This is a genomic window from Mycobacterium sp. 5-140-3-2 (assembly GCF_035666375.1).
GTDB classification, from domain to species: domain Bacteria; phylum Actinomycetota; class Actinomycetes; order Mycobacteriales; family Mycobacteriaceae; genus Mycobacterium; species Mycobacterium intracellulare.
Window position 1 is genome coordinate 571,170 of sequence record NZ_CP142025.1, and the last position, 21,367, is coordinate 592,536.

The 21,367-nt window shown below is 68.0% G+C and carries 25 protein-coding genes and 1 tRNA gene; 13 read left to right on the forward strand and 13 right to left on the reverse strand.

Annotation, left to right across the window (positions count from 1 at the left end):
* Window positions 1-65: 65 nt before the first annotated feature.
* On the reverse strand, window positions 66-1,547 hold the full coding sequence (locus tag P6281_RS02885) for an alpha,alpha-trehalose-phosphate synthase (UDP-forming) (RefSeq protein ID WP_008263761.1): 1,482 nt from the start codon (window positions 1,545-1,547) through the stop codon (window positions 66-68).
* Window positions 1,548-1,712 carry a hypothetical protein gene (locus P6281_RS02890; protein WP_008263763.1) on the reverse strand — a complete coding sequence of 55 codons (165 nt, stop codon included), beginning with the start codon at window positions 1,710-1,712 and terminating at the stop codon, window positions 1,548-1,550. It lies immediately after the preceding gene.
* Window positions 1,713-1,945: 233 nt separating this feature from the next.
* On the opposite strand from P6281_RS02890, the gene P6281_RS02895 reads away from it, so the two are divergent.
* From P6281_RS02895 to P6281_RS02905, 3 genes are all read left to right on the forward strand, one after another.
* The gene (locus tag P6281_RS02895; protein WP_009955876.1) at window positions 1,946-2,881 is read left to right on the forward strand and encodes an enoyl-CoA hydratase; all 936 of its coding nucleotides are present in this window, start codon (window positions 1,946-1,948) and stop codon (window positions 2,879-2,881) included.
* 102 nt (window positions 2,882-2,983) lie between these two features.
* On the forward strand, window positions 2,984-3,823 hold the full coding sequence (locus P6281_RS02900; protein WP_009955875.1) for an SDR family oxidoreductase: 840 nt from the start codon (window positions 2,984-2,986) through the stop codon (window positions 3,821-3,823).
* A gap of 32 nt (window positions 3,824-3,855) precedes the next feature.
* On the forward strand, window positions 3,856-4,647 hold the full coding sequence (locus P6281_RS02905) for an SDR family NAD(P)-dependent oxidoreductase (RefSeq protein ID WP_020821544.1): 792 nt from the start codon (window positions 3,856-3,858) through the stop codon (window positions 4,645-4,647).
* Between the two features lie 7 nt (window positions 4,648-4,654).
* Here the strand turns inward: P6281_RS02905 and P6281_RS02910 are convergent, their stop codons facing one another.
* From P6281_RS02910 to P6281_RS02920, 3 genes are all read right to left on the reverse strand, one after another.
* Window positions 4,655-6,214, reverse strand: a complete 1,560-nt coding sequence (locus tag P6281_RS02910; protein WP_051445824.1) for an LCP family protein — start codon at window positions 6,212-6,214, stop codon at window positions 4,655-4,657.
* Between the two features lie 340 nt (window positions 6,215-6,554).
* Window positions 6,555-6,713: a hypothetical protein gene (locus P6281_RS02915; protein ID WP_324738610.1), complete on the reverse strand. Its 159-nt coding sequence runs from the start codon at window positions 6,711-6,713 to the stop codon at window positions 6,555-6,557.
* A 238-nt stretch (window positions 6,714-6,951) separates the two neighbouring features.
* On the reverse strand, window positions 6,952-7,194 hold the full coding sequence (locus P6281_RS02920; RefSeq protein ID WP_008263774.1) for a hypothetical protein: 243 nt from the start codon (window positions 7,192-7,194) through the stop codon (window positions 6,952-6,954).
* Window positions 7,195-7,572: 378 nt separating this feature from the next.
* Between P6281_RS02920 and P6281_RS02925 the strand changes: the two genes are divergently transcribed.
* Window positions 7,573-7,770, forward strand: coding sequence for a hypothetical protein (locus tag P6281_RS02925; RefSeq protein WP_020821547.1), 198 nt, complete (start codon window positions 7,573-7,575; stop codon window positions 7,768-7,770).
* On the opposite strand, the gene P6281_RS02930 is transcribed toward P6281_RS02925, so the two are convergent.
* On the reverse strand, window positions 7,767-9,257 hold the full coding sequence (locus P6281_RS02930) for an amidase (protein ID WP_020821548.1): 1,491 nt from the start codon (window positions 9,255-9,257) through the stop codon (window positions 7,767-7,769). The two genes, P6281_RS02925 and P6281_RS02930, sit on opposite strands and share 4 nt — an antisense overlap.
* Before the next feature lie 120 nt (window positions 9,258-9,377).
* Between P6281_RS02930 and P6281_RS02935 the strand changes: the two genes are divergently transcribed.
* The 4 genes from P6281_RS02935 (at window position 9,378) to P6281_RS02950 (ending at window position 12,622) form a co-directional block, all read left to right on the forward strand.
* On the forward strand, window positions 9,378-10,253 hold the full coding sequence (locus P6281_RS02935) for an alpha/beta fold hydrolase (protein WP_176476781.1): 876 nt from the start codon (window positions 9,378-9,380) through the stop codon (window positions 10,251-10,253).
* Window positions 10,254-10,341: 88 nt separating this feature from the next.
* Window positions 10,342-11,010, forward strand: a complete 669-nt coding sequence (locus tag P6281_RS02940; protein WP_008263784.1) for a S1 family peptidase — start codon at window positions 10,342-10,344, stop codon at window positions 11,008-11,010.
* 85 nt (window positions 11,011-11,095) lie between these two features.
* Entirely contained in the window at window positions 11,096-11,566 is a 471-nt protein-coding gene (locus tag P6281_RS02945; RefSeq protein WP_014379063.1) for a lipoprotein LpqH, read from the forward strand.
* Window positions 11,567-11,605: 39 nt separating this feature from the next.
* Entirely contained in the window at window positions 11,606-12,622 is a 1,017-nt protein-coding gene (locus P6281_RS02950; RefSeq protein WP_014383784.1) for an MAP_0585 family protein, read from the forward strand.
* A 7-nt stretch (window positions 12,623-12,629) separates the two neighbouring features.
* On the opposite strand, the gene P6281_RS02955 is transcribed toward P6281_RS02950, so the two are convergent.
* Window positions 12,630-13,523 (reverse strand): lytic transglycosylase domain-containing protein, encoded by an 894-nt coding sequence (locus tag P6281_RS02955; protein WP_179293401.1) that lies wholly within the window; start codon window positions 13,521-13,523, stop codon window positions 12,630-12,632.
* Window positions 13,524-13,686: 163 nt separating this feature from the next.
* Between P6281_RS02955 and P6281_RS02960 the strand changes: the two genes are divergently transcribed.
* The 3 genes from P6281_RS02960 to P6281_RS02970 all read left to right on the forward strand — a co-directional run bounded on the left by P6281_RS02960 (window position 13,687) and on the right by P6281_RS02970 (window position 15,028).
* Window positions 13,687-14,469 carry a DUF732 domain-containing protein gene (locus P6281_RS02960; RefSeq protein WP_014383785.1) on the forward strand — a complete coding sequence of 261 codons (783 nt, stop codon included), beginning with the start codon at window positions 13,687-13,689 and terminating at the stop codon, window positions 14,467-14,469.
* 85 nt (window positions 14,470-14,554) lie between these two features.
* Window positions 14,555-14,803: a hypothetical protein gene (locus P6281_RS02965; RefSeq protein WP_009951978.1), complete on the forward strand. Its 249-nt coding sequence runs from the start codon at window positions 14,555-14,557 to the stop codon at window positions 14,801-14,803.
* Between the two features lie 149 nt (window positions 14,804-14,952).
* A tRNA-Thr gene (locus P6281_RS02970) sits at window positions 14,953-15,028 on the forward strand.
* Window positions 15,029-15,179: 151 nt separating this feature from the next.
* On the opposite strand, the gene P6281_RS02975 is transcribed toward P6281_RS02970, so the two are convergent.
* Window positions 15,180-15,896 carry a hypothetical protein gene (locus P6281_RS02975; protein ID WP_008263798.1) on the reverse strand — a complete coding sequence of 239 codons (717 nt, stop codon included), beginning with the start codon at window positions 15,894-15,896 and terminating at the stop codon, window positions 15,180-15,182.
* A 158-nt stretch (window positions 15,897-16,054) separates the two neighbouring features.
* Here P6281_RS02975 and phoP point away from each other — a divergent pair, with 158 nt between their 5' ends.
* Window positions 16,055-16,774, forward strand: a complete 720-nt coding sequence (gene phoP / locus P6281_RS02980; RefSeq protein ID WP_008263800.1) for a two-component system response regulator PhoP — start codon at window positions 16,055-16,057, stop codon at window positions 16,772-16,774.
* Between the two features lie 40 nt (window positions 16,775-16,814).
* Complete coding sequence (locus P6281_RS02985) at window positions 16,815-18,257, forward strand: sensor histidine kinase (protein ID WP_014381773.1); 1,443 nt, start codon at window positions 16,815-16,817, stop codon at window positions 18,255-18,257.
* Here P6281_RS02985 and P6281_RS02990 read toward each other — a convergent pair.
* The 5 genes from P6281_RS02990 to P6281_RS03010 form a co-directional block, all read right to left on the reverse strand.
* The gene (locus P6281_RS02990; protein WP_095662530.1) at window positions 18,245-18,649 is read right to left on the reverse strand and encodes an HIT family protein; all 405 of its coding nucleotides are present in this window, start codon (window positions 18,647-18,649) and stop codon (window positions 18,245-18,247) included. The two genes, P6281_RS02985 and P6281_RS02990, sit on opposite strands and share 13 nt — an antisense overlap.
* A 6-nt stretch (window positions 18,650-18,655) precedes the next feature.
* A complete protein-coding gene (locus P6281_RS02995; RefSeq protein ID WP_064933930.1) occupies window positions 18,656-19,093 on the reverse strand; it encodes a ketosteroid isomerase family protein in 438 nt (145 codons plus the stop codon).
* Window positions 19,094-19,280: 187 nt separating this feature from the next.
* Complete coding sequence (locus P6281_RS03000) at window positions 19,281-20,408, reverse strand: NDMA-dependent alcohol dehydrogenase (protein WP_008263811.1); 1,128 nt, start codon at window positions 20,406-20,408, stop codon at window positions 19,281-19,283.
* Window positions 20,409-20,606: 198 nt separating this feature from the next.
* Window positions 20,607-21,146 carry a hypothetical protein gene (locus P6281_RS03005; RefSeq protein ID WP_008263812.1) on the reverse strand — a complete coding sequence of 180 codons (540 nt, stop codon included), beginning with the start codon at window positions 21,144-21,146 and terminating at the stop codon, window positions 20,607-20,609.
* A 2-nt stretch (window positions 21,147-21,148) separates the two neighbouring features.
* The gene (locus P6281_RS03010) at window positions 21,149-21,358 is read right to left on the reverse strand and encodes a ferredoxin (protein WP_008263814.1); all 210 of its coding nucleotides are present in this window, start codon (window positions 21,356-21,358) and stop codon (window positions 21,149-21,151) included.
* Window positions 21,359-21,367: the final 9 nt, after the last annotated feature.

The following is a 21,367-nucleotide window of genomic DNA, read 5'->3' on the forward strand; positions in this document are numbered from 1 at the left end:
GCGACGCTGCACCCGAGTATCACAGCGTTGGCGCGCCAACACCATGGGTTCCCGGGGCATCCGCGCTAATCGGCGTCATGGGGCCGCGCCTCGGCGAGCGCATCGAGGAATGACCGCGCCCAGCGATCGACGTCGTGGGCGAGCACCTGGCGGCGCAGCGACCGCATGCGCCGCCGTCCTTCCTCGACGGGCTGGTTGAGGGCGGCCTCGATGGCGTCCTTGACCCCCTCGAGGTCGTGCGGGTTGACCAGGTACGCCTGGCGCAGTTCGGCGGCGGCGCCGGTGAATTCGGACAGCACGAGCGCGCCGCCGAGATCGCTGCGGCAGGCGACGTACTCCTTGGCGACCAGGTTCATCCCGTCGCGCAGCGGGGTGACCAGCATGACGTCGGCGGCCACGAAGAACGCGATGAGTTCGTCGCGGGGGACCGGCCGATGCAGGTAGTGCACCATCGGATGCCCGACTTCGCCGTATTCGCCGTTGATGTGGCCGACCTGGCGTTCGATGTCGTTGCGCAGCTGCTGGTAACTGTCCACCCGCTCGCGGCTGGGCGTCGCCAGCTGGATCAGCACCGTGTCGTCGCGTTTGGCGCGGCCCTCGGCGAGCAGCTCCGAAAAGGCTTTCAGCCGAACGTCGATGCCCTTGGTGTAGTCGAGCCGGTCGACGCCGAGCAGCACTTTGCGGGGGTTGCCGAGCTCGGCCCGAATCTCCTTGGCGCGGCGCCTGATATCGCGGTGCCGGGCCGTTTGGTCGAGGGCACTGGAATCGATGGAGATGGGGAAGGCGCCGACCCGGACGACGCGGGATTCCAGCTCCACCTCGCCGTACCGCGACCGCACCCCGACCGCCCCGCGCGTGGTGTTGGCTCCGATCAGCCGCCGGGAAAGGAACAGGAAATTCTGCGCGCCGCCGGGCAGGTGGAATCCGACGAGGTCGGCGCCCAGCAGGCCCTCGACGATCTCGGTCCGCCACGGCATCTGCATGAACAGCTCCACCGGCGGGAAGGGGATGTGCAGGAAGAAGCCGATGGTCAGGTCGGGCCGCATCTCGCGCAGCATCGCCGGGACCAGTTGCAGCTGATAGTCCTGCACCCATACGGTCGCGCCCCGCGCGGCGGCACGCGAGGTGGCTTCGGCGAAGCGGCGGTTGACGACGACGTAGCGGTCCCACCATTCGCGGTGGTACAGCGGCTTGACGATGACATCGTGATACAGCGGCCACAGCGTGGCGTTCGAGAAGCCCTCGTAATACTCGGCGACGTCGTCCGCACTCAGCTTGACCGGCCGCAGTTCCAGGTCCTCCTGGACGATCGGCTCGTCTTCGTGGTCGACGTCCTCGTCGACCACACCGGGCCAGCCGACCCACGCGCCGCGCCGACGGCGCAGTAGCGGCTCCAGGGCGGTGACCAGTCCCCCGGGGCTGCGCTTCCAGGCCGTGCTGCCGTCGGGAAGCAGCTCCCGATCTACCGGCAACCGGTTGGCGACGACGACGAAGTCGGAATCCCCGAATTTGGCCGCCTTGGAGCCTCGCCCTCCCCCGGGAGCCATTTACGCGTCGAGTTTCGCCGGCCCAATACCGAGCATGGACAGGAAGACCCGGCATTCGTCGGCGTCGTTGGCGTACGCCGCGACGACCCGCCTGGCCTGGCTCGCAGTGCTGTCCGCCACCGGCTCGACGTCGCCGATTTCGCCAGGATCAGATTTCGTAGGCATGACTTAACTGTAGGCGACGCGCGTGATCGGCCGCAGCCCGTCTCACCAGCTAACGGGCGTCGGGCGTATTTATGGCTGGTTTGCAGGGACTCGTCGCGCCGCTCGCGAAGACACGACCGGCCGGGGCGTGCCGCCGATCAAGGGCTCGCGGCGCGTCCCCCCGACGCGGCCCGGTTACACACTGGCCGTAATCTGTAAACAAGGCCAAATCAACGACGAACGAGGTGGGCGGAATGACAGTCTCCGAGCAAGCCGACACCGGGGCGGCCGACGCCAACACCCCGGAGCTCGTGGCCTACGAAACCCTCGACGAGGGCCGCATCGCGCGGATCTGGCTCAACCGGCCCGAGGCCCACAATGCGCAAAGCCGCGGCCTGCTGGTCCAGCTCGACGAGGCCTTCGGCCGCGCCGAGGCCGACGACACCGTTCGCGTGGTGATCCTGGCGGCGCGCGGCAGGAACTTTTCCGCCGGCCACGACCTGGGTTCCGAGCAGGCACTGGCCGAGCGCGCACCGGGGCCCGGGCAGCATCCGAGCTTCCGCTCGCGCGGGGCCACGCTCGAGCCGATCATGGAGAAGCTGTACCACCAGGAATGGCACTACTTTTTCGAAAACACCTGCCGCTGGCGCGATTTGCGCAAGATCACGATCGCCCAGGTGCAGGGCAACGCGATCTCGGCCGGGCTGATGTTGATCTGGGCCTGCGACCTGATCGTCGCCGCCGACAACGCGAAGTTCAGCGACGTCGTCGCGGTCCGGTTGGGCATGCCGGGTGTCGAATATTACGCTCACCCTTGGGAATTCGGTCCGCGTAAGGCCAAAGAACTGCTACTGACCGGTGATTCGATCGACGCGGACGAGGCGCACCGGCTGGGCATGGTGTCCAAGGTTTTCGCTGTCGACGAATTAGAGGAAAAGACACTCGAATTCGCGCGACGCATCGCCGAGCGGCCCACGATGGCGTCGCTGCTCATCAAGGATTCGGTCAACGCCGCCTCCGACGCGATGGGTTACACCGAGGCGCTGCGGCACGCCTTCCACGTGCACCTGCTGGGGCATGCGCATTGGGCGGCGTTCAACGAGAACCGGTGGCCGGTCGGCCAGCCTCCGCACGTCGAGGATTGGCGGGACGCGAAGCCGACGAAGGTGGCGCGCCGCGATACGCCGTAGCGCCGCGCAGCCGAGGACCTAACGAGACCGGGGGTAGCGATATTCCCCCCGAGGGCACATGCTTCTATAGCTAGAACCTGTTCCAGTTTGAAAGGGCCTCGCGTGCAGCTTTCTTTCCAAGACCGGACATACCTGATCACCGGCGGGGGTAGCGGGATCGGCAAAGGCGTGGCCGCCGGGCTGGTCGCGGCCGGCGCCTCGGTCATGATCGTCGGCCGCAACGCCGATCGACTCGCTGGGGCCGTCAAGGAGATCGAAGCCCTGCCCGGCGAGGGCTCGATTCGTTATGAGCCCGCCGACGTCACGAACGAGGACGAGGTGGCCCGCGCGGTCGACGCCGCGACGGCCTGGCACGGCCGGTTGCACGGCGCGGTGCATTGCGCGGGTGGCTCGTTGACCGTGGGGCCGATCACCCACACCGACTCGGAGGCGTGGCGAAACACCGTCGACCTCAACGTCAACGGCACCATGTACGTGCTCAAGCATGTGGGGCGCGAGCTTGTCCGCGGCGGGGGCGGCTCGTTCATCGGGATCTCGTCGATCGCGGCCAGCAACACCCACCGGTGGTTCGGGCCGTACGGGGTCACCAAGTCGGCGATCGACCACATGATGATGCTGGCCGCCGACGAACTCGGCCCGTCCTGGGTGCGGGTCAACAGCATCCGGCCGGGCCTGATCCGCACCGATCTGGTCGACGCGAGCGTGATCCAGTCACCCGAGATCAGCGGCGACTACGCGCTGTGCACTCCGCTGCCGCGGGTCGGTGAGGTCGAGGACGTGGCCAACCTGGCCATGTTCCTGCTCAGCGACGCGGCGGCCTGGATCACCGGCCAGTGCATCAACGTCGACGGGGGACACATTCTGCGCCGCGGCCCGGATTACTCCTCGATGATGGTGCAGATGTACGGCGAGGAAGCGCTGCGCGGGGTCGTGGCACCCTGACCCGTCGCCGCGCCTAGTGAACGGGAGAAGCGATGAAGCGTCTCGAGGGCAAGCGGATCCTGGTGACCGGCGCCGCGTCGGGGATCGGGCAGGCGACCGCGCTGCGCCTGCTCGACGAGGGCGCCGCCGTCGCGGCCTCCGACGTCGCGGCTGAGGGCCTGGACACCACGCGTGCGCGGGCACAAGAGGCCGGCATCGCCGACCGGCTGAGCATCGTGCCGATGGATGTCGGCAGCGAGGATTCGGTGGTCGACGGGGTGCGCCTGGCCGTCGAGCGGCTGGGTGGGCTTGACTCGCTGGTCAACGCGGCGGGCATCCTGCGGGCCGCGCACACCCACGACACCACCCTCGAACTCTGGAACCGAATCGTCGGCGTCAACCTGACCGGAACGTTTCTGGTGGTGCGCGAGGCGCTACCGGCCTTGTTGGCGAACCCGCGCAGCGCGATCGTGAACTTCAGCTCCACGTCGGCCTCGTTCGCCCATCCCTACATGGCCGCCTACGCCGCGAGCAAGGGCGGCATCCAGGCCTTCACCCACTCGCTGGCGCTGGAATACGCCAAGCAGGGCCTGCGCGCGGCGTGCGTCGCGCCGGGCAGCATCAAGTCCGGGATCACCGATGCCACCGGCGGATACATCCCGCCGGACGCCGACTGGGCGCTGTTCTCGCGGCTCATGCCGGTCCTGCCGACCACGACGGAGTCCAGCGGTACGGGAATGGCCGGACCCGAAGCGGTCGCCGGGGTGGTCGCCATGCTGGTATCCGACGATGGCGCCTGGATCACGGGCACCGAGATCCGCATGGACGGCGGCACGCACAGCTGATGGCGGCCTAGTTGACGCAGGGCACGCCGCCGCCGTCGATCGGCTTCCCCTGATCGGGCGTCGGGTACGTCGTGGTGGTGCCGTTGTAGTAGTAGGTCTTGGCCTTGGTCGACGTGGTGGTGCTGGTGCTCGTGACGTCGTCCATCTGGGTCTCGTCCGGTGTGGGAATCGAGAAGTTGGTGTCCACCGTCACCCGGATGTGGCCGGGCTGGACGCCGGGGCTGGGCTGGCTGGGAGCGTCGAGGCCCAGCATGGTGGCCAGGTTGCGCGCATCGCTCTGCGCGCCGGCGCCGTACGCGATCGAGCTGGTGGTCGGCTCGCCGGACTCGCGGTCGCGGACCTGGCCCGGGGTGTAGCCCTTCTTCTTCAGCGCGCGTGATACCTCGGTGGCGAGCCCGCTCATGCTGCCCGAGTTGACCACGTCGACGACGGTGGACGGGTCGGGCTTTACGGCCGTGGTGGTGGGCGCGGTGGTCGGTGCGTCGGTGCCGATCGCCGCCGCCACCTCGGCCTTGATCGCGGCCGGGTCGACGATGTTGACGTCCTGGCCATCGATGTTGTCGTAGCGCACCACCGGTAGCGTCCGGAATTCCAGGTTGCCCCCGGCGAGCCCGCCGAGCCGTTGGATCATGTCGTCATTCCAGCCGGAGGAGAGCACCACGTCCTTGCGCGCCACCGCCATCAGGTTCTTGAGCTTGTCGATGTTGGTGAAGGTGCCCGCGGCCTGCAGCTCCTGCATGACCGACGAGATGAACGCCTGCTGCCGATGGGTGCGGTCCAGGTCGCCGTTCTCCAGGCCGTGCCGCTGCCGGACGAACGACAGCGCCTCGGACGCGTCCAGTCGCTGGCGCCCGGCCGGGAAGTCGGCGCCGGAATACGAGTCGTAGACGGCGTGGTTCAGGCACACCTCGACGCCACCCAGCGTCTGCGCCAGATCGTAGAAACCTGCCAGGTTGACCTCGGCGAAATAGTCGATCGGCACCCCGGTCAGGCTGCGCACCGCGCGCAGGGTCGCCGCCCGCCCGGCCTCGCGGCCCTTGGTCTCGAGCTCCTTCTGACTGCTCGTCCCCTGGTTGGCCAGCTTTTGCGCGACGTACTGCTTGGTCAGCCCGTAGGCCTCTTTGATCTTGATGTGGTTGTATCCCGGGACCCCGGTGAACGGCACCCAGTCGTCGCGCGGGATCGAGAACGCGACCACTTTGTTGTCGGCGCTGACGTGCACGAGGATCAGCGTGTTGGTGTTGTAGCCGCCGTCATCGGAATCACCCGCGTGCAGGTGCTTGAGGATCGAATACGGCAGGTCGTTGCCGTCCTGATCTTTGCGCGAGTCCAGGCCGATCAGCAGGATGTTCATGTTGTCGCCGCTGGACCGCGGATCGTCGGGCTGCAGGGCGTTGGAAACGGTGATGCCGCCCAGCGCGCCGTGCGCCACGTAGTACCCGGCGCCGGTCAGCCCGACCGCCGCCACGGAAACCAGCGCACCCAGGGTGCGCGTCAGCCCTTTGCGGAATCGAGAGGGCTGACGGACGGCTCGATGACGGCGATGGGCGCCGCCCGAGCGGGCCATCACAAACCTCTGCCCGCACCCAGCGCATCACCGGGCCCCGCAACGGCGATTAGCGGCGATGTCGCTTCGAGCATGGTGACAAGTATGCGTTAGCCAGCTGTGAAGGCCCCAATCGAGAGCGCCCGCCGGCGGCCGCCGTCACCGGAATCAGCGGGCCCGCTCGGCGCGATTCGCGGCCGCGATCGCCGATCTACCTGCCTGTTTTGGTCGGGCGGTCCCGGTGTGCGCCCCGGATGACCCCCGCCCGGTCTCGTACGCGAGACGGATCGAGCCGAACTTGTGACCGCACGGATACCCGGCACCGCACCGACCGCCCGGGACCGGCAGCAAACCGTCGCCGTCAGCAGTACAGGTACTCGATGCGCCATCGACCGTCGACGTAGTCGGCGCGGTATTGGCCGCCCAGCGCCGAGTTGGCATCGTGGATGAGGCCAGAGCCGCCGACCCCCGGCGTGAAGCCCGGCGGATCCCACGCGATGGACACCGGGTGGGGCGGCATGGTCGGCGTGCATCCGACCTGCTTCTTGAGTAGCCGTCGATGATCGCACGCTCGGCGGCGGCCTGGTCACCGCCGTCGGCCGCGGGGGCGTTGGCGCACAACGCATTTGCGCTACAGGGGCGTTGGCCCACGGCGGCGAGTGCCGGCGCGTTTGGGTGCAGCATGGCCGCTGCGAGCACCCCGACGGCCGCCGTGATCCGGGCAGTTGCGCCGATGCGCATGTCGTCTCCCTGCAGTGCTATCGGGCTTTGACCAGGTCCTCGCCCGAGGAGTAAAAGAGCGTGATGTTGGAGCCCGTGACGATTTCAGCGAGGTAGACGCCCGCCGGTTCGACCTCGTAGTAGTAGTGGGTGTTGCCCTCGTTGTCCAGCGTCGACGCGCACGGGTAGCCCGGCGCCCCGCACCGTTGCTTGATCGGTATCGCGAAGACGGCGAGCAACACGAGGACGGCGATTCCGATGCCGAGCGGGACTTTCTTCACTGCCGACCTCGTTTGCGCCAGATCTACCACGGTTGGAGTGTAAGCGGCCGGGCCGCCCCCGGCACCCGGTGCGCAGCGGGGCGTTTTTCCAGCCCGGCAGCGTTTGGAGGCCCCGGTGCGGCGGGTACGCGGGTTTGAGCCGATCGAAGGACTGAGCATGGGCGATACGGACCTCAGGCCGCCTTCGGCGAAGCGGCCAGGCGATTCAGAGCCACCCGAGCCGGGGACACCGGGCGAGACGCCGGAGCGGCTCACGCCCACCGAACCGCCCGAACGGCTCACGCCAACCGAACCGCCGGAGCGCTTGACGCCATCGGAACCGCCCGAGCGTCAAACTCCGGAATGACAAACGCGACCGAGCAGGATCGGAGGTCAGACATGCGCGCCGAGGAAGGCGACGAATCGGTCAAGGACTACGCGAAGGAAGGCCGGGAAACCTTGGGCCGCATCAAAGCTTCCCAACATGCGGGGGGCCGGCTGGGTGACATCGCCCGTCGGTTTGCCGGGTTGTGGCGGGGCCAGCGCGGCAAGCAGGGCACCGAGCCGCCAGCTGAAACGACTGACGGCGGCGGCTAATTCGTGCCCGGGGCCGGGTATCGGTGAGCCCATGGGTTCGCCTCTTCGAGTTGGGCGGCCAACTGGAGGAGCTCGCCGTCGGCGCCCAGCTTCCCCACGAACTGAACACCGAGCGGAAGGCCGTTCTGCGTCCAATCCAGTGGGACGCTGATCGCCGGGCGCCCGGTGAGGTTGGCCAGCTGCGTGTAGGGCACCCAGCCCAGGCTCTCCTGGATGAGGTCGTCGAGAATTCCGCTGAGCCCCATGAGTTTTCCCGCGCGTAGCCTGCTGATCACTCGGGCCGCGCGCTGCAACACCGCCGACGTCGCGGTGGCGCCAACCTCCAGGGGCGGGGTCGCCAAAGTGGGGGTCAGGAAGTAGTCGTAGGCGCCGTGAAACTCGGCCAGGGACTGGATGTAGTTGTTCCTGTTTTCCAGCGCGGACATGACCGCCAGGACACCACCGGATCGGCCGAGTTCGCTGACGGCCAACGTGTCGGCCTCAAAGTCGCTGTCGCGGGCGCCGGTTCGCTGCTTGATGTCGGCGACCTGGTGGTGAAGCTGTGCGAACCAGATGGTCAGGAAGTCACGGCCCAGTGCGGCGTCATCGTACGGCGGCGCGACCTCGTCGACCTGATGGCCCAATTCGCCCAGTAGCACCGCCGTCTTCTCGACCGCGGCGACGGCCTCGGCGCTGGGCCGCGGGTTGATCGCCGAGCGCGCCGAGTACCCGATTTTCAACCGCTCCGGACGACGTTTCACGAGCTCGCTGAATGGCTTGTCGGGCAACGCAACTCGGTAAGCGGAACCCGGATGGTGCCCGACGATCGCGTCGTAGAGCGCGGCACTGTCGCGCACGGTGCGCGACACCACCCCCTGGGTCGCCATCCCCAACAGCATCTCGCCGGTCTGCGGGCCGTAGGGAGCCAAGCCCCGGCTGGGCTTGAGGCCGACGAGTCCGTTGCAGGCGGCGGGGATTCGGATCGACCCGCCACCGTCGTTGGCCCCGGCGGCCGGAACGATGCCGGCGGCCACCGCCGCACCGGATCCGCCCGACGAGCCGCCTGGCGTGTGCCGGATGTTCCACGGGTTGCGGGCCGGGCCCCAATAGTCGGGTTCCGTGACACCCTTGGCGCCGAATTCGGGCGTATTGGTCATCCCGAAAATCACCAGGCCCGCGTCCAGAAACCGCTGCGTGATCAGCGCGTGCCGGTCGGCCACCTCATTGGCCAGCGAGCGCGACCCGCACGACGTGGGAAAGCCGCGGTACTCCTGGCCGAGGTCTTTGAGCAGGAAGGGAACACCGGCGAACGGGCCCTTCAGACCCGGAGCGGCGGCCCGGGCGTCGGCGACACCGTCGAGGCGACGGACGATGGCGTTCAAGTGCGGGTTCACCGCGTCCGATCGTTCTCGTGCCAACGCGAGTAGTTCGGCCGGGGTGACCTGCTTGCGCTCGACCAGCTCGGCCAAGGAGGTCGCATCCAGCGACATGTACTCGTCGAGATGCATGCCTTCTCCTTCGCTTCGGCCCGTCGCTGCGGCGCCGCCCGCCCTCTAAATTGACGCCGCTGCACACCATTGGCGTCAAGCGAACGCGGGCGCCGGTTGGGGGCGCCTTAGTATCACCTAGTGCCCACGGCAGCTGAACCGTTTACGATCCGGGGTCGCGGTGGGGTCCAGATCGTCGCCGACCGACTCGGGGATCCTCATGCGCGCGCGGTGGTGTTCCTGCATGGCGGCGGTCAGACGCGCCGTTCGTGGGGCAAGGCCGCTGCCGCGGTCGCCGCGCGGGGGTGGCAGGCCGTCACCGTCGACCTGCGCGGCCACGGCGAATCGGACTGGTCGGACGACGGCGACTATCGCGTCGTGAGTTTCGCCGGCGACGTCCAAGAGGTGCTGCGCACGCTGCCTCCGCGACCGGTCCTGGTCGGTGCCTCGCTGGGCGGGTTCACGTCGATGCTGCTCGCCGGGGAGCTGTCCCCGGGCATCGCGAGCGCGGTCGTGTTGGTCGACATTGTCCCGAACATGGACCAGTCCGGGGCGAACCGGATCCATGCCTTCATGGCCGAGCGGGTGGAATCGGGGTTCGGCTCACTGGACGAAGTCGCCGACGCAATCGCCGAGTACAACCCGCATCGGCCGCGACCGACCGATCTGGACGGCCTGACCACCAACCTGCGTCGCCGCGGCGACCGCTGGTATTGGCACTGGGATCCGCAATTCATCAGCGGCACAGCCGCATTCCCGCCGTTCGAGGTCACCGACCCCGATCGGATGTACGCGGCCGTGGAGGCTATCCTGCGCGGCGGGGTGCCGATGCTCCTGGTGCGCGGGCAGATGAGCGACCTCGTCAGCCAGGAGCGCGCCGACGAATTCCTGGCGCGTTTTCCCCAAGTCGAATTCACCGATGTCCGCGGCGCGGGACACATGGTCGCCGGTGATCGCAACGACATCTTCGCCGGCGCCGTGCTGGACTTCCTTGCCCGGCACGTCGACGCCGGATGAACCGGCCGCGCGGAACCGGCTGGCCGCCAGCGCATTCGAGGCGAGTGGCGCTGCTACTATCTGCCCGGCACAAACGGAGGGGGACGGCGTGAACATGCCGTGGTTGCGGGGGCTGGGACTCGTTGGGGCCGTGCTGGTGGCCGCGACGACGCTGGCGAAAACCGCTGCGGCGGCGCCGCCGCCGGCCCTGCCGTCGCCGCCCCCGGCACCGGGCATGGGAGTCGATCATGAATCCGGCAGGTGCACAGCGGGTTTCGCGGCACAGGGCGCCGACGGCAGCTACTACCTGATGACCAGCGGGCACTGCGACTCGCACGATGGCGCGGAGTGGACGTACGGCAACGATGCTCCGCTCGGCAAGATCTCGGCCAGCGAGCATGAAGGGGCCAAGCGCGACGCCGCGATCATCCGCCTCGAGCCGAGCATCGGCATGCCGGTGGGCGACATAGCCGGCAGGTATCAGGTTCGGGATGTGTTGAGCCACGCGCAGATTCAACCCGGCATGCCGTTCTGCAAGATCGGTGCGGTGACGGGTGAGACGTGCGGCGCCATCAAAGGCATCGACGGTGACGTGGTCGAAGCAAGCGTGTTCAGCCTGGACGGCGACAGCGGCAGTCCCGGCTTCGTGATGAACCCCGACGGCACCGTGAGCGCCGTCGGTCTGTTGATGTCCTCGCCCGACGGTGACGACTACACGACCTATTTCATGCTGATCAATCCGCTGCTGGACAGGTGGGGCCTGCGCGTTCTCCCGTGAGTGTCGTAGCGTTTGCAATTCTGACGTACCGGGTACCGACGCCATGGTGAAGCAGCGGAACCGGCGACACGAAGGGGAAGCAGTAGTGAAGCGTGGGATCGTAGCCGGCGTTGCCGGTGTGGCCCTGGTGATCGCGGCCGGCGCGGGGTGTTCGAGCAACAAGTCCGGTACGTCGCCGTCCGGCTCGTCTTCGCCGGCGGGTGCGGCAGGTCCGCTGGTGATCGTCGACGGCCAGAACCAGAACGTCAGCGGGCAGGTCACCTGCACCGCCGCGGGGGACAACACCAACATCGGCATCGGCGACCCCACCGCCGGGCTCGGCGCCGTGGTCAGCAATGGCAATCCGCCCCTGGTCCATTCGGTCGGGCTGGGCACTGTAAACGGGGTCGCGCTCGGTTTCTCCGACGCCGCGCCCAACCAGGGCGGCAGTGCCGGGGCCGCGGTCAACGGCAAGACGTGGGCGATCAAGGGCACCGCTACGGGTGTCGACATGAGCAACCCGCAGCAACCGCAGCAGGTAACCAAGTCATTCGAGTTGGACGTCACCTGCCCGTAGCGCAGGCCATCGACACCCGAGGGGAACGCAGCTATGTCTATGAAACGTGTCGTCGGCGCTGCCGCGGTGGCCGCCGGCCTGAGCATCTCCATGGCCACCCTGAACGCTGGGACGGCCTACTCCGCGCCACTTGACCCGCCTCCGCCCTGCCCGGGCTGCCACGGCGGTGGCGGTGGTGGCGGCGGCGGGGGCGGCAACCCCGGCGGCCCGGGCGGCGCGCCGGGCGGCCCGGGTGGACAGCCCGGCGGCCACGGCGGTCAGCAGGGCGGGGGGAACACCCCGCCGCAGGGTGGCCAGAACGGTCCGCCAGCGCAGGGTGGGCAGAATGGTCCGCCGGCGCAGGGTGGGCAGAATGGTCCGCCGGCGCAGGGCGGGCAGAACGGTCCGCCGGCGCAGGGCGGGCAGAACGGTCCGCCGGCGCAGGGTGGCCAGAACGGTCCGCCGGCGCAGGGCGGCCAGAACGGCCCGCCGCAGGGCGGGCAGAACGGCCCGCAGCCGAATGAGCGCGGTCAATACCCGCCGCAGCCGGGGCAGAACACCCCGCCGAATGAGCCCGGTCAGAACCCGCCGCAGGGCGGGCAGACCAACGCCCCGGCGAACACGCAGAATCCGCCGGGGAACGAGCGGCAGCGGTACGCCTCGCTCAACCCCCCGAGCACGCAGCCGCCGCACCCGCCGTACATTCCGCCGCGCGGGGTGTATGCCAGCGGCAACGCCGAGATCGGCGGGCCGGTGGGTCTCGACACCGGCTTCAGCGTCGTGGGCCACGGGGCACCCCCGCCGCCGCGCCCGCACAACTACGGCTGGAACGACGGCCCGGCGCCGGGCCACCCTCCGCCGCACTGGGTGGGCCCGCCGCCCCCGGGGGGCTGGAACGGTCCGCCGCCTCCGGGTGGGTGGAACCGGCCGTGGGCCGGACCGCCGCGTGACGTGCTGGTGGCCCGGGCGGACTTCGGACCGTTCAACTACAACACCTTTACCGTCGTCCCGGTCTTCAACTGGCAGTACGGCGGTTGGGGTTACTGGTTCTTCGGTGTCTGGGTGCCCCTGTACTGAGCGCGTATTACTGCGGGTGGGCCGCCACGTAGTCCGCGGCCGGGATCGGTGACGACGCGTCGTAGCCGATGGGCAGCACGACGTCGCCCGCGGTGGTGCGGCAATAGACGTCCCACCGGTAGTACGCGGTGAACGTGGCCGGATCGGCCGCGATCAGCGCCGCGTATTGGTCGACCGCGCGCACGTATTCGCCGGCGTGGTTGTAGCCGTAGATGGCGCGATCCCGATCGTTGGCAAAGCCGTTGGCGGCCAGGTAGCGGCCCGCCGCCAGGATGCTGTCGCGCGGGGAGTGGATATCGCCGCCCTGTCCGTAACCGGCGAACGTCGACGGCAAGAACTGCATGGGGCCCTGTGCCCCGGCGGTGCTCGCGCCCACGATGCTGCCGAAACGGGTCTCGATGAAGTTGATTGCGGCCAGGTAGTTCCAGCCGACGCCGGATTCGGACTCCGCCTGGTGGTAGTCGCTGAGCAGCTCGTCGGCCGGGGCCGGCGGCTCGATGCGCCACGCCGGCAGGGTGTCTCGCACCGGGGTCAGCGCGATGAGTTGCCGACGGGCGTCGACGTTGCGGTCGTACACCTCGGCCAGCTCTGCCGGGATGCGCGGGCGCGTCGTCGCGTCCCATTCGGGATGGCGTGCGATGGCCCGGTAGGCCGCCTGCTCGCGGTGTGCCGCCGCCGTCAGCGTCGGCTCCGCGGTCCCCGGGTCGCGCAGGGCGCGCTCGTCGGCGACGAGGTCGTCGGCCAGCTGCACGGGATCCGCCGCCAGCGGCGGCTGCGCGCCGCCGGGCGTCCCGGAATCCACGGGCACCACCCGGGTCGGCGCCGCGGTGGCGGACGTCGTCGTGGCCGCCGGGGAGGCATTTTTGGGATGCGACGCCGAACAACCGGCGAGCGCGACCATGATCGCGGCGAGGACGAGCGGCGCGGCGCGTCGGTTACGGCCCACAGTGATCACATCCGTCCATCGCCTCGATCCCCCACGGCTCCGGCTGGTTCGCCTCACAGCGAGTCTGTCGCATCCGAGCGCGTGACATCAATGCCGATGAAGGCTCAAACTGGTTGATATGCGCGACCGCGAGACGATCGACTCAGAACTGCGGCGCATCGCCCTTGGGCGACGATCGATCCGCGAGCAGGGTGGCCAGCCGTCGTCCCAAGAGGTCGACGAACTGCTCGACGAGCTCCTGGCCCACAGCACCGGGGCGACGCTCGTGAACGCGCCCAGCGCCCCCGAAACCCCGGCGGTCGCCGCCGCCCGGCGCCGGCACGACACGGTCACGCTCCTGAGGCCCAGCGGCGTGCTGCGCCGGCTGGGCCTGGTGGCGGCGTTGCCGCTGTCACTGGTGGCGATCGCCGCCGCCGCGATCGCCATATTCGCCGTCCGCCACCAAGATTCATCGGCGCAGTCGACGGAAGCCCCGCCGCCGGCCGCGTCGTCACCCAGTCGACCGGTCGCGTCGCCACCCGCTCGCATGGCTCCCCCCGCACCCGCCCCGCGGATTGGCGTAGCCGACACGGCGTTCATCGCCGCGTTGAAGCACGAAGGCGTGCCGATTCCCAGCCAGGATTACGTGATGGCCCAGGGGCACGCCGTCTGCGACTTCCTGGCGCACCAACACAACTTTTCCGACGCGGTCGGGTTCGTGCAGCGATCGTCGATCTGGGACGCCGATCAAAGCACCCATGTCACCGCGGGCGCCATCGTCGCGTACTGCCCCCAGTCCCTACCCTCTGCCTCAAACGAGATGCAGCCGTCCTATCAGGATGCCCTCTCCGATTTGCAGGCCATCGAAGGAAAACTGCGGGACATCCAGGGAGATCTGGACAACCTTCCGGGCCACCCGTGAGCCGGACGGGACGCCATCCCGCGTCGGATCGAGACCCGTTGCCCTGCAGGGTGTTACCTCAACGCAGTGTGGAGCGCATGCAACCGTGACCCTGCTATTTCTGGTTCTGAAAGTCGCCCTGATCGCCTTCGTCGTCGGAGGCACCGTCGCTGTGATCACCCGCGGGGTCAGACGTTCACGCGCGAACAGACTGGATCCGCGGTGGAAGGGACCCGGTGGTCAACCCGGGTATGAGGCATCCGCTTTGGGCGCCATGCCCAACACGCCGCTTCCCGAATGGGCCTACTGGGGCGACGAGGAGGACGACGACCACGGCGATGGCAGGGCGTGTTGAGCGCGCCAACGCAGGATTGAGCGCTTACCAAAGCGCTCCGTTTCGCGGGCTCCCGCCCTACACCCGCACCTCCGCCGGCTCGAGTCGACGCGTAGCTCGGACGGCATCACCCCTGCCGTAGAATCGTCGTGGCTTGTCGAGCCACCCAGGCCGCGTTAGCTCAGTTGGTAGAGCGTCGCTCTTGTAAAGCGGATGTCGAGAGTTCGAGTCTCTCACGCGGCTCCATTCCTGTCGGTACTCACCGATAGCGTCGCCTTATGTCCACGGTTTGTCGCAGGTGCGGAGTCGATTTCGACGGCCGTCGGCGAAAGGTGTTCTGCACCAACGCATGCCAACAATCACACCGCCGACACTTACGGCGTAAAGGCCTAACCGGTCACTGGTCGGTGTCGATCACGCGCGCCGAGCGCACCGCCCGTGACGAGGGCCGCCGGCGCCCCGGCAGCGGGATCCGATCCGCGATGTTGCTCAGCGGGTTGACCACCATGGTGAGCGCGATGACGGCGTCTTGCAGGGTGGCGATGGCGGGCTCGAGCGCCTCCATCCCCGGGGTGAGCCGCGCCAGGGTGTCGGCGACGTCGGCGAGCTGGTCCAGCGGCCCGTGTTTGGCGGTCAGCTTGTCGACCAGGCCGCCTTCGCTGAGCAGGCGGTCGGCCAGCCCGTCCTCGGCCAGCAGGCGTTCGATCAATCCGTCCTCGGCGACCAGCTGATCGGCAAGCCCGCCCGGCTGCAGCGTGCGCTGCAAGGCGCCGCCCTCGGCGGTCAGCCGGTCGAGCAGGCCGCCCTCCGAGGTCAGCATGTCGACGACCCCACCCGGGCGGAGCAACCGATCGAGCGGCCCGTCCGGGGCCACCGCCCGACCCAGCGGGGCGTCGTCGTCGAGCAGCCTGGCCAGCCGGTTGGCGCGCACGAGCGCGTCGTCGAGACCCAGCATCGACGTCATCGGGTTGGTGCCGGCGGACCCGTTCTCGCCCAAAGCCCGCTTCGCCACGCCAACGGCCGCGCTTGCCACGCCCAGACCCGCATCCGCCGCGGCCAGACCGACCCGCGCGGGAGCGGTCGCCGCCGACACGATGCTTTTGGCGAGGTTCATTCTTCGAGTCTATGCACGGCGCGGCCTGCGAAAAGGCCGATCCGTCTCAAGGCAACGCGCCGATGCCTGGCAGACTACTAACAGACGGTTGACACTGAGCTTTCAGGAATCACACAATTTTTCCATAGGTAACTTCAAGTAAGGGACAGCAGCACCTGATGACATCGCCAACTCCCAGCGACACCAAACCGGAGGCCCGCGTCCTCGTGGTCGACGACGAGGCCAACATCGTCGAACTGCTCTCGGTCAGCTTGAAGTTCCAGGGCTTCGAGGTCTACACGGCAACCAATGGCGCCCAGGCGCTGGACCGGGCGCGCGAAGCCCGTCCCGATGCCGTCATCCTCGACGTGATGATGCCCGGCATGGACGGGTTCGGGGTGTTGCGACGGTTGCGGGCCGACGGCATCGACGCCCCCGCGCTGTTTTTGACGGCGCGGGATTCCTTGCAGGACAAGATCGCCGGCCTGACGCTGGGGGGCGACGACTATGTGACGAAGCCGTTCAGCCTCGAAGAGGTCGTCGCGCGGTTGCGGGTCATCCTGCGGCGCGCCGGCAAGGGCGGGGCCGAACCACGCAGCGCCCGACTGACTTTCGCCGATATCGAACTCGACGAAGAAACGCACGAGGTGTGGAAGGCCGGTCAGCCCGTGTCGCTGTCGCCGACCGAATTCACGCTGCTGCGTTACTTCGTGATCAACGCGGGCACGGTGTTGAGCAAACCGAAGATCCTCGACCACGTATGGCGCTACGACTTCGGGGGCGACGTGAACGTCGTCGAGTCCTACGTGTCGTACCTGCGGCGCAAAATCGACACCGGCGAGAAGCGCCTGCTGCACACGCTGCGCGGCGTGGGTTATGTGTTGCGGGAACCGCGCTGAGCGCGTGCGCGGTCGTCAACGGTAGCGAAGAATTGGGTAGATGGTCACTCAGCCTCGACGCGGATTGCCGCTCCGAATAGGGCTCGTCGCCGCCACCTTGTTGCTGGTCGCGTGCGGCCTGGCCGTTTCCGGTGTCGCGGTGACGTCGATCCTGCGGCACAGTCAGATCAGCCGCATCGACCAGACGCTGCTCGACGCATCCCACAGCTGGGCGCTGGCCCCGCGTCGTCAGTCACCGCCGCCGTACGAGGGCCCCGACCCGGGCCGGCCACCGTCGAAGTTCTACGTGCGCGGCGTCGGCACGGACGGCATCCCCTTCACCGCCATCAACGACCGCAACGCCGAACCGGCGCTCCCGGCCAACAACGACGTGGGTCCCAACCCGACGACGCTGCCCTCGGTGAATGGCTCGAACATCCATTGGCGGGCTGTATCGGTGCGCGGGCCACAGGGTTTGACGACCGTCGCGATCGACCTGTCCGACCTCCAGCACACTCTCCGCTCACTGGTCTGGCTGCAGGTCGCCATCGGGGTGGGGGTGCTGGTCCTGGTCGGGATCGCCAGCTTCGCCGTCGTCCAGCGCAGCCTGCGGCCGTTGGCCGAAGTCGAACGAACGGCCGCGGCCATCGCGTCCGGCCAGTTGGATCGCCGTGTCCCAGAACGGGATCCGCGCACCGAGGTGGGCCGGCTCTCGCTCGCCCTCAACGGAATGCTGGCGCAGATTCAGCAAGCGCTGGCGTCCTCGGAGTCCTCGGCCGAGAAGGCCCGCGGCTCCGAGGACCGGATGCGCCGCTTCATCACCGACGCCAGCCACGAGCTGCGCACCCCGCTGACCACCATCCGCGGTTTCGCCGAACTGTATCGCCAAGGCGCCGCCCGCGACGTCGCCATGTTGTTGTCGCGGATCGAGAGCGAGGCCTCCCGGATGGGTCTGCTGGTCGACGATCTGCTGCTGCTGGCCCGCCTCGACGTGCAACGACCGCTCGAGCACAACCGGGTGGACCTGCTGGCGCTGGCCAGCGACGCCGTGCACGACGCGCAGGCGATCGATCCGGGGCGAACCATCACCATGAAGGTCCTCGACGGCCCCGGCACGCCGGAGGTGCTCGGCGACGAAGCGCGCATCCGGCAGGTGCTGAGCAATCTGATCGCCAACGCCTTGCAGCACACCCCGGAAAGCGCCGACGTGACGGTGCGGGTCGGCACCGACGGCGACGACGCGGTCCTCGAGGTGGCGGACAAGGGCCCCGGCATGAGCGAGCAGGACGCGTCGCGGGTGTTCGAGCGTTTCTATCGCACCGACTCGTCGCGGGCGCGCGCGAGCGGCGGGACCGGCCTGGGCCTATCCATCGTGGAGTCGCTGGTGCGGGCGCACGGCGGTGTCGTCAGCGTGACCACCGCGCCGGGCGAGGGCTGCTGCTTCCGGGTGACGTTGCCGCGCATCAGTGACGTCCACGCGCAGCACGCGGTTCACGCCAACTGAGCCAGGGCCGCCTTGATCTTGGCCTGGGCCTCGTCCAGCGATTCCGGTGAGGGGTTGCGGTCCACGTTGGCGAAGCCGAAGTCGCTGAGGCTGCGGGTCGGGAAGACGTGCACATGCAGATGCGGCACCTCCAGTCCGGCGATGATCAGGCCGGACCGTTCGGTCCTGAAGGCCTTGCAGACGGCCTTGCCGATCAACTGGCTGACGGTCATCACCCGGGCGAAGGCCGCGCCGTCGACGTCCTGCCAATTGTCGATCTCTTCGCGCGGCACGACGAGGGTGTGTCCCTGCGTCATCGGCTCGATCGTCAGGAACGCCACGACGTCGTCGTCCTCGTAGACGAAGCGGCCGGGCAGTTCGCGGTTGATGATCTTGGAGAAGATCGACGCCATGGGCACTCAGTCCTCCTTGCCGAACTGCATCATGTCGAGGTTCCAGTAGCCACGCATGTTGGTGATCAACCCGGCGTCGTTGACCTTGTAGGTGAACACCCCACGCACCGAGCTGGTCAGGCCGCCCTCGAACTTGCTGTTGAGCACCAAGATGTGGGCGATCTCGTCGGGGGAGCTCGACGGGAAAGTCTCCTCGCAGGTGATGGAGAGCTGATTGGCCGCGATGTTGGTGTCGAAGAACGCTCCGACGGCCTCCTTGCCACGGACACCGGTGCCGTCGGGGTTGGTGACGGACTTGCCGATCGGGTCCTCGATGACGACGTCATCGGACATCAGCGCCAACCAGCCCGCCCGGTCGTGCGCCTGCACGCACCGCCACGAGGACTGCGACGCGGCCAGGGCCGGGGATGCCTGGGATTCTTGCGCGGCTGCGGCTTCGGTCATTTCTTCTCCTGTCACTAGTTTGCGCACCCAGTGCCTCGGAACGAGTCAACCCGATGGGCGTCCGTGAGCCGATTACGTTGTGGCACAAGGAGGGAGCTCGACAGCACACCGCCATGGCGCCGGTTCGCCCCGGCGCCATGAGGTGGCACAAAGCCGGTCACAGCAGACGCGGCTGATGACGGGTCGTTTACCGGTCGGCGTCGGTGTAGCGGATGACTCCGCGAATGTTCTTGCCGTCCAGCATGTCCTGATAGCCGTCGTTGATCTGCTCGAGCCGGTATTGGCGGGTGATCATGTCGTCCAGGTTCAGCTTGCCGGCCTTGTACATCGACAGCAGCTGCGGGATGTCGTACTGCGGGTTGCCGCCACCGAAGATGGTGCCCTGCAGGTTCTTCTGCATCAGGGTCAGCATCGCCAGGTTGAGGTTGACGTTGGTGTCCAGCAGGCTGCCGATGGCGGTCAGCACGCAGGTCCCGCCCTTTTGGGTGATGTTGAGGTAGTTGTCGACGTCGGCGCCCTGCAGCTCGCCCACGGTGACGACGACCTTGTGGGCCATCAGGCCGTAGGTGACCTCGGCCATGCCGGCCATCGCGGCCATGATGTCGGGGTAGACGTGGGTGGCACCGAACTTCAGCGCCTGGTCGCGCTTCCACTCCACCGGGTCGATCGCGAAGATGTAGCGCGCGCCCGCGTTGACCGCGCCCTGCAGCGCGGCCATGCCGACCCCGCCGACGCCGACGATGGCGACGTCTTGGCCCGGCCGGATGTCAGCGGTGCGGACCGACGACCCGTAGCCGGTGGTGACACCGCAGCCGACCAGCGCGGCGACCTCGAACGGGACCGACGGGTCGATCTTCACCACCGAGCTGCGGTGCACGACCATGTAGGGGGAGAACGTACCCAGCAGCGTCATGGGGAAGACGTTCTGGCCGCGGGCCTGGATGCGGAACGTCCCGTCGGACACCGCGGCGCCGCCCAGCAGGCCGGCTCCCAGGTCGCAGAGGTTGCGCATGCCGGCCTGACAGGTCGGACACTGCCCGCAGGACGGGATGAACGACAGCACCACGTGGTCACCCGGCGCGATGTCTTCCACGCCCGGCCCGACCTCGGTGACGATGCCGGCGCCCTCGTGACCGCCCAGCACCGGGAAACCGGCCATCGGGATACCCCCGGTGACCAGGTGATGGTCGGAGTGGCACATGCCCGCCGCTTCCATCTGGATCTTGACCTCATGCGCTTGCGGGTCGCCGATCTCGATTTCCTCGATGGACCAGGGCTGGTTGAACTCCCAGATCAGTGCGCCTTTTGTCTTCACGATGGTCCTGACCCCATTTCGCCTTTGGAATTGATCAGCGCTGACCGGCCCTTCATGCCGGCCAGCTAGGTGACGGATGCCACAGGCACCCTCGTCGCGTCAGCATAGCGCGTGCAACAAATCAAATGCTTGGTTGGCTCCCGCGGCGATCGCAAGCGCGGCGTAGCCGGGCGCAGCGGGTCGCCGCCATTGCTTCGGTCACCAGATGGGGACCGGTGCTTCGCCGAGCGGGTAGTAGCCGGGCAGCTTCTCGCCGGCGATGCTGCGTTCGATGCGCCGCTGCATGCCCTCGCTCAGGTCGCCGGACTCGATGAGCTTGCCGTACATGTACGCGACGTGTCCGAAGTCGAAGAAGTCGCGCTGCCACTCGATCAACAGGTCGTCGTTGAGCCGGAACCAGCTGCCGCCGATGCCGTAGATCTCGCCCTGGGTGCCGTCGGCCTTGTTGACGATCTGCTTCCAAAAGCCGACGATCTCGCCCTGCTTCTCGTCGATGAGCACCTTCTGGTACTCATACACCCAGTTCTCCAGGCCTTCCATCTCCAAACCCAAAGCGATGTCGCGGATCTCGTCGACGCCGACGCACATCACGTCTTCTTTGGGGCCGATGTTCCACCCGTAGGTCGCGTCTTTGGTGTAGAAGTCCGCCAATGGGCGCCAGTCACCGGCCTTTTCGCAGTCCTTGTTGGCCTGCAGCCAGCGGTCGACCCATGCCTCGAGCTCTTCGCGTGACGCCACTGTCAATCTTCTTTCTCTTTGATGAGTAGTGCTTGTGTTGGGCACATCTCGACCGCGCGTTCGACTTCGTCGCGGGCGTCTTCGGGGGGCTCGGGGTCGAGGATCTCGACCTTGCCCCGCTTGGGCACCTGGAAGTAGTCGGGCGCCTCCAGTTCGCACATGGCGTGGCCCTGACACAAATCCAGATCGGCTTCGATTCGGAATCCGCCCATCGGACTTAC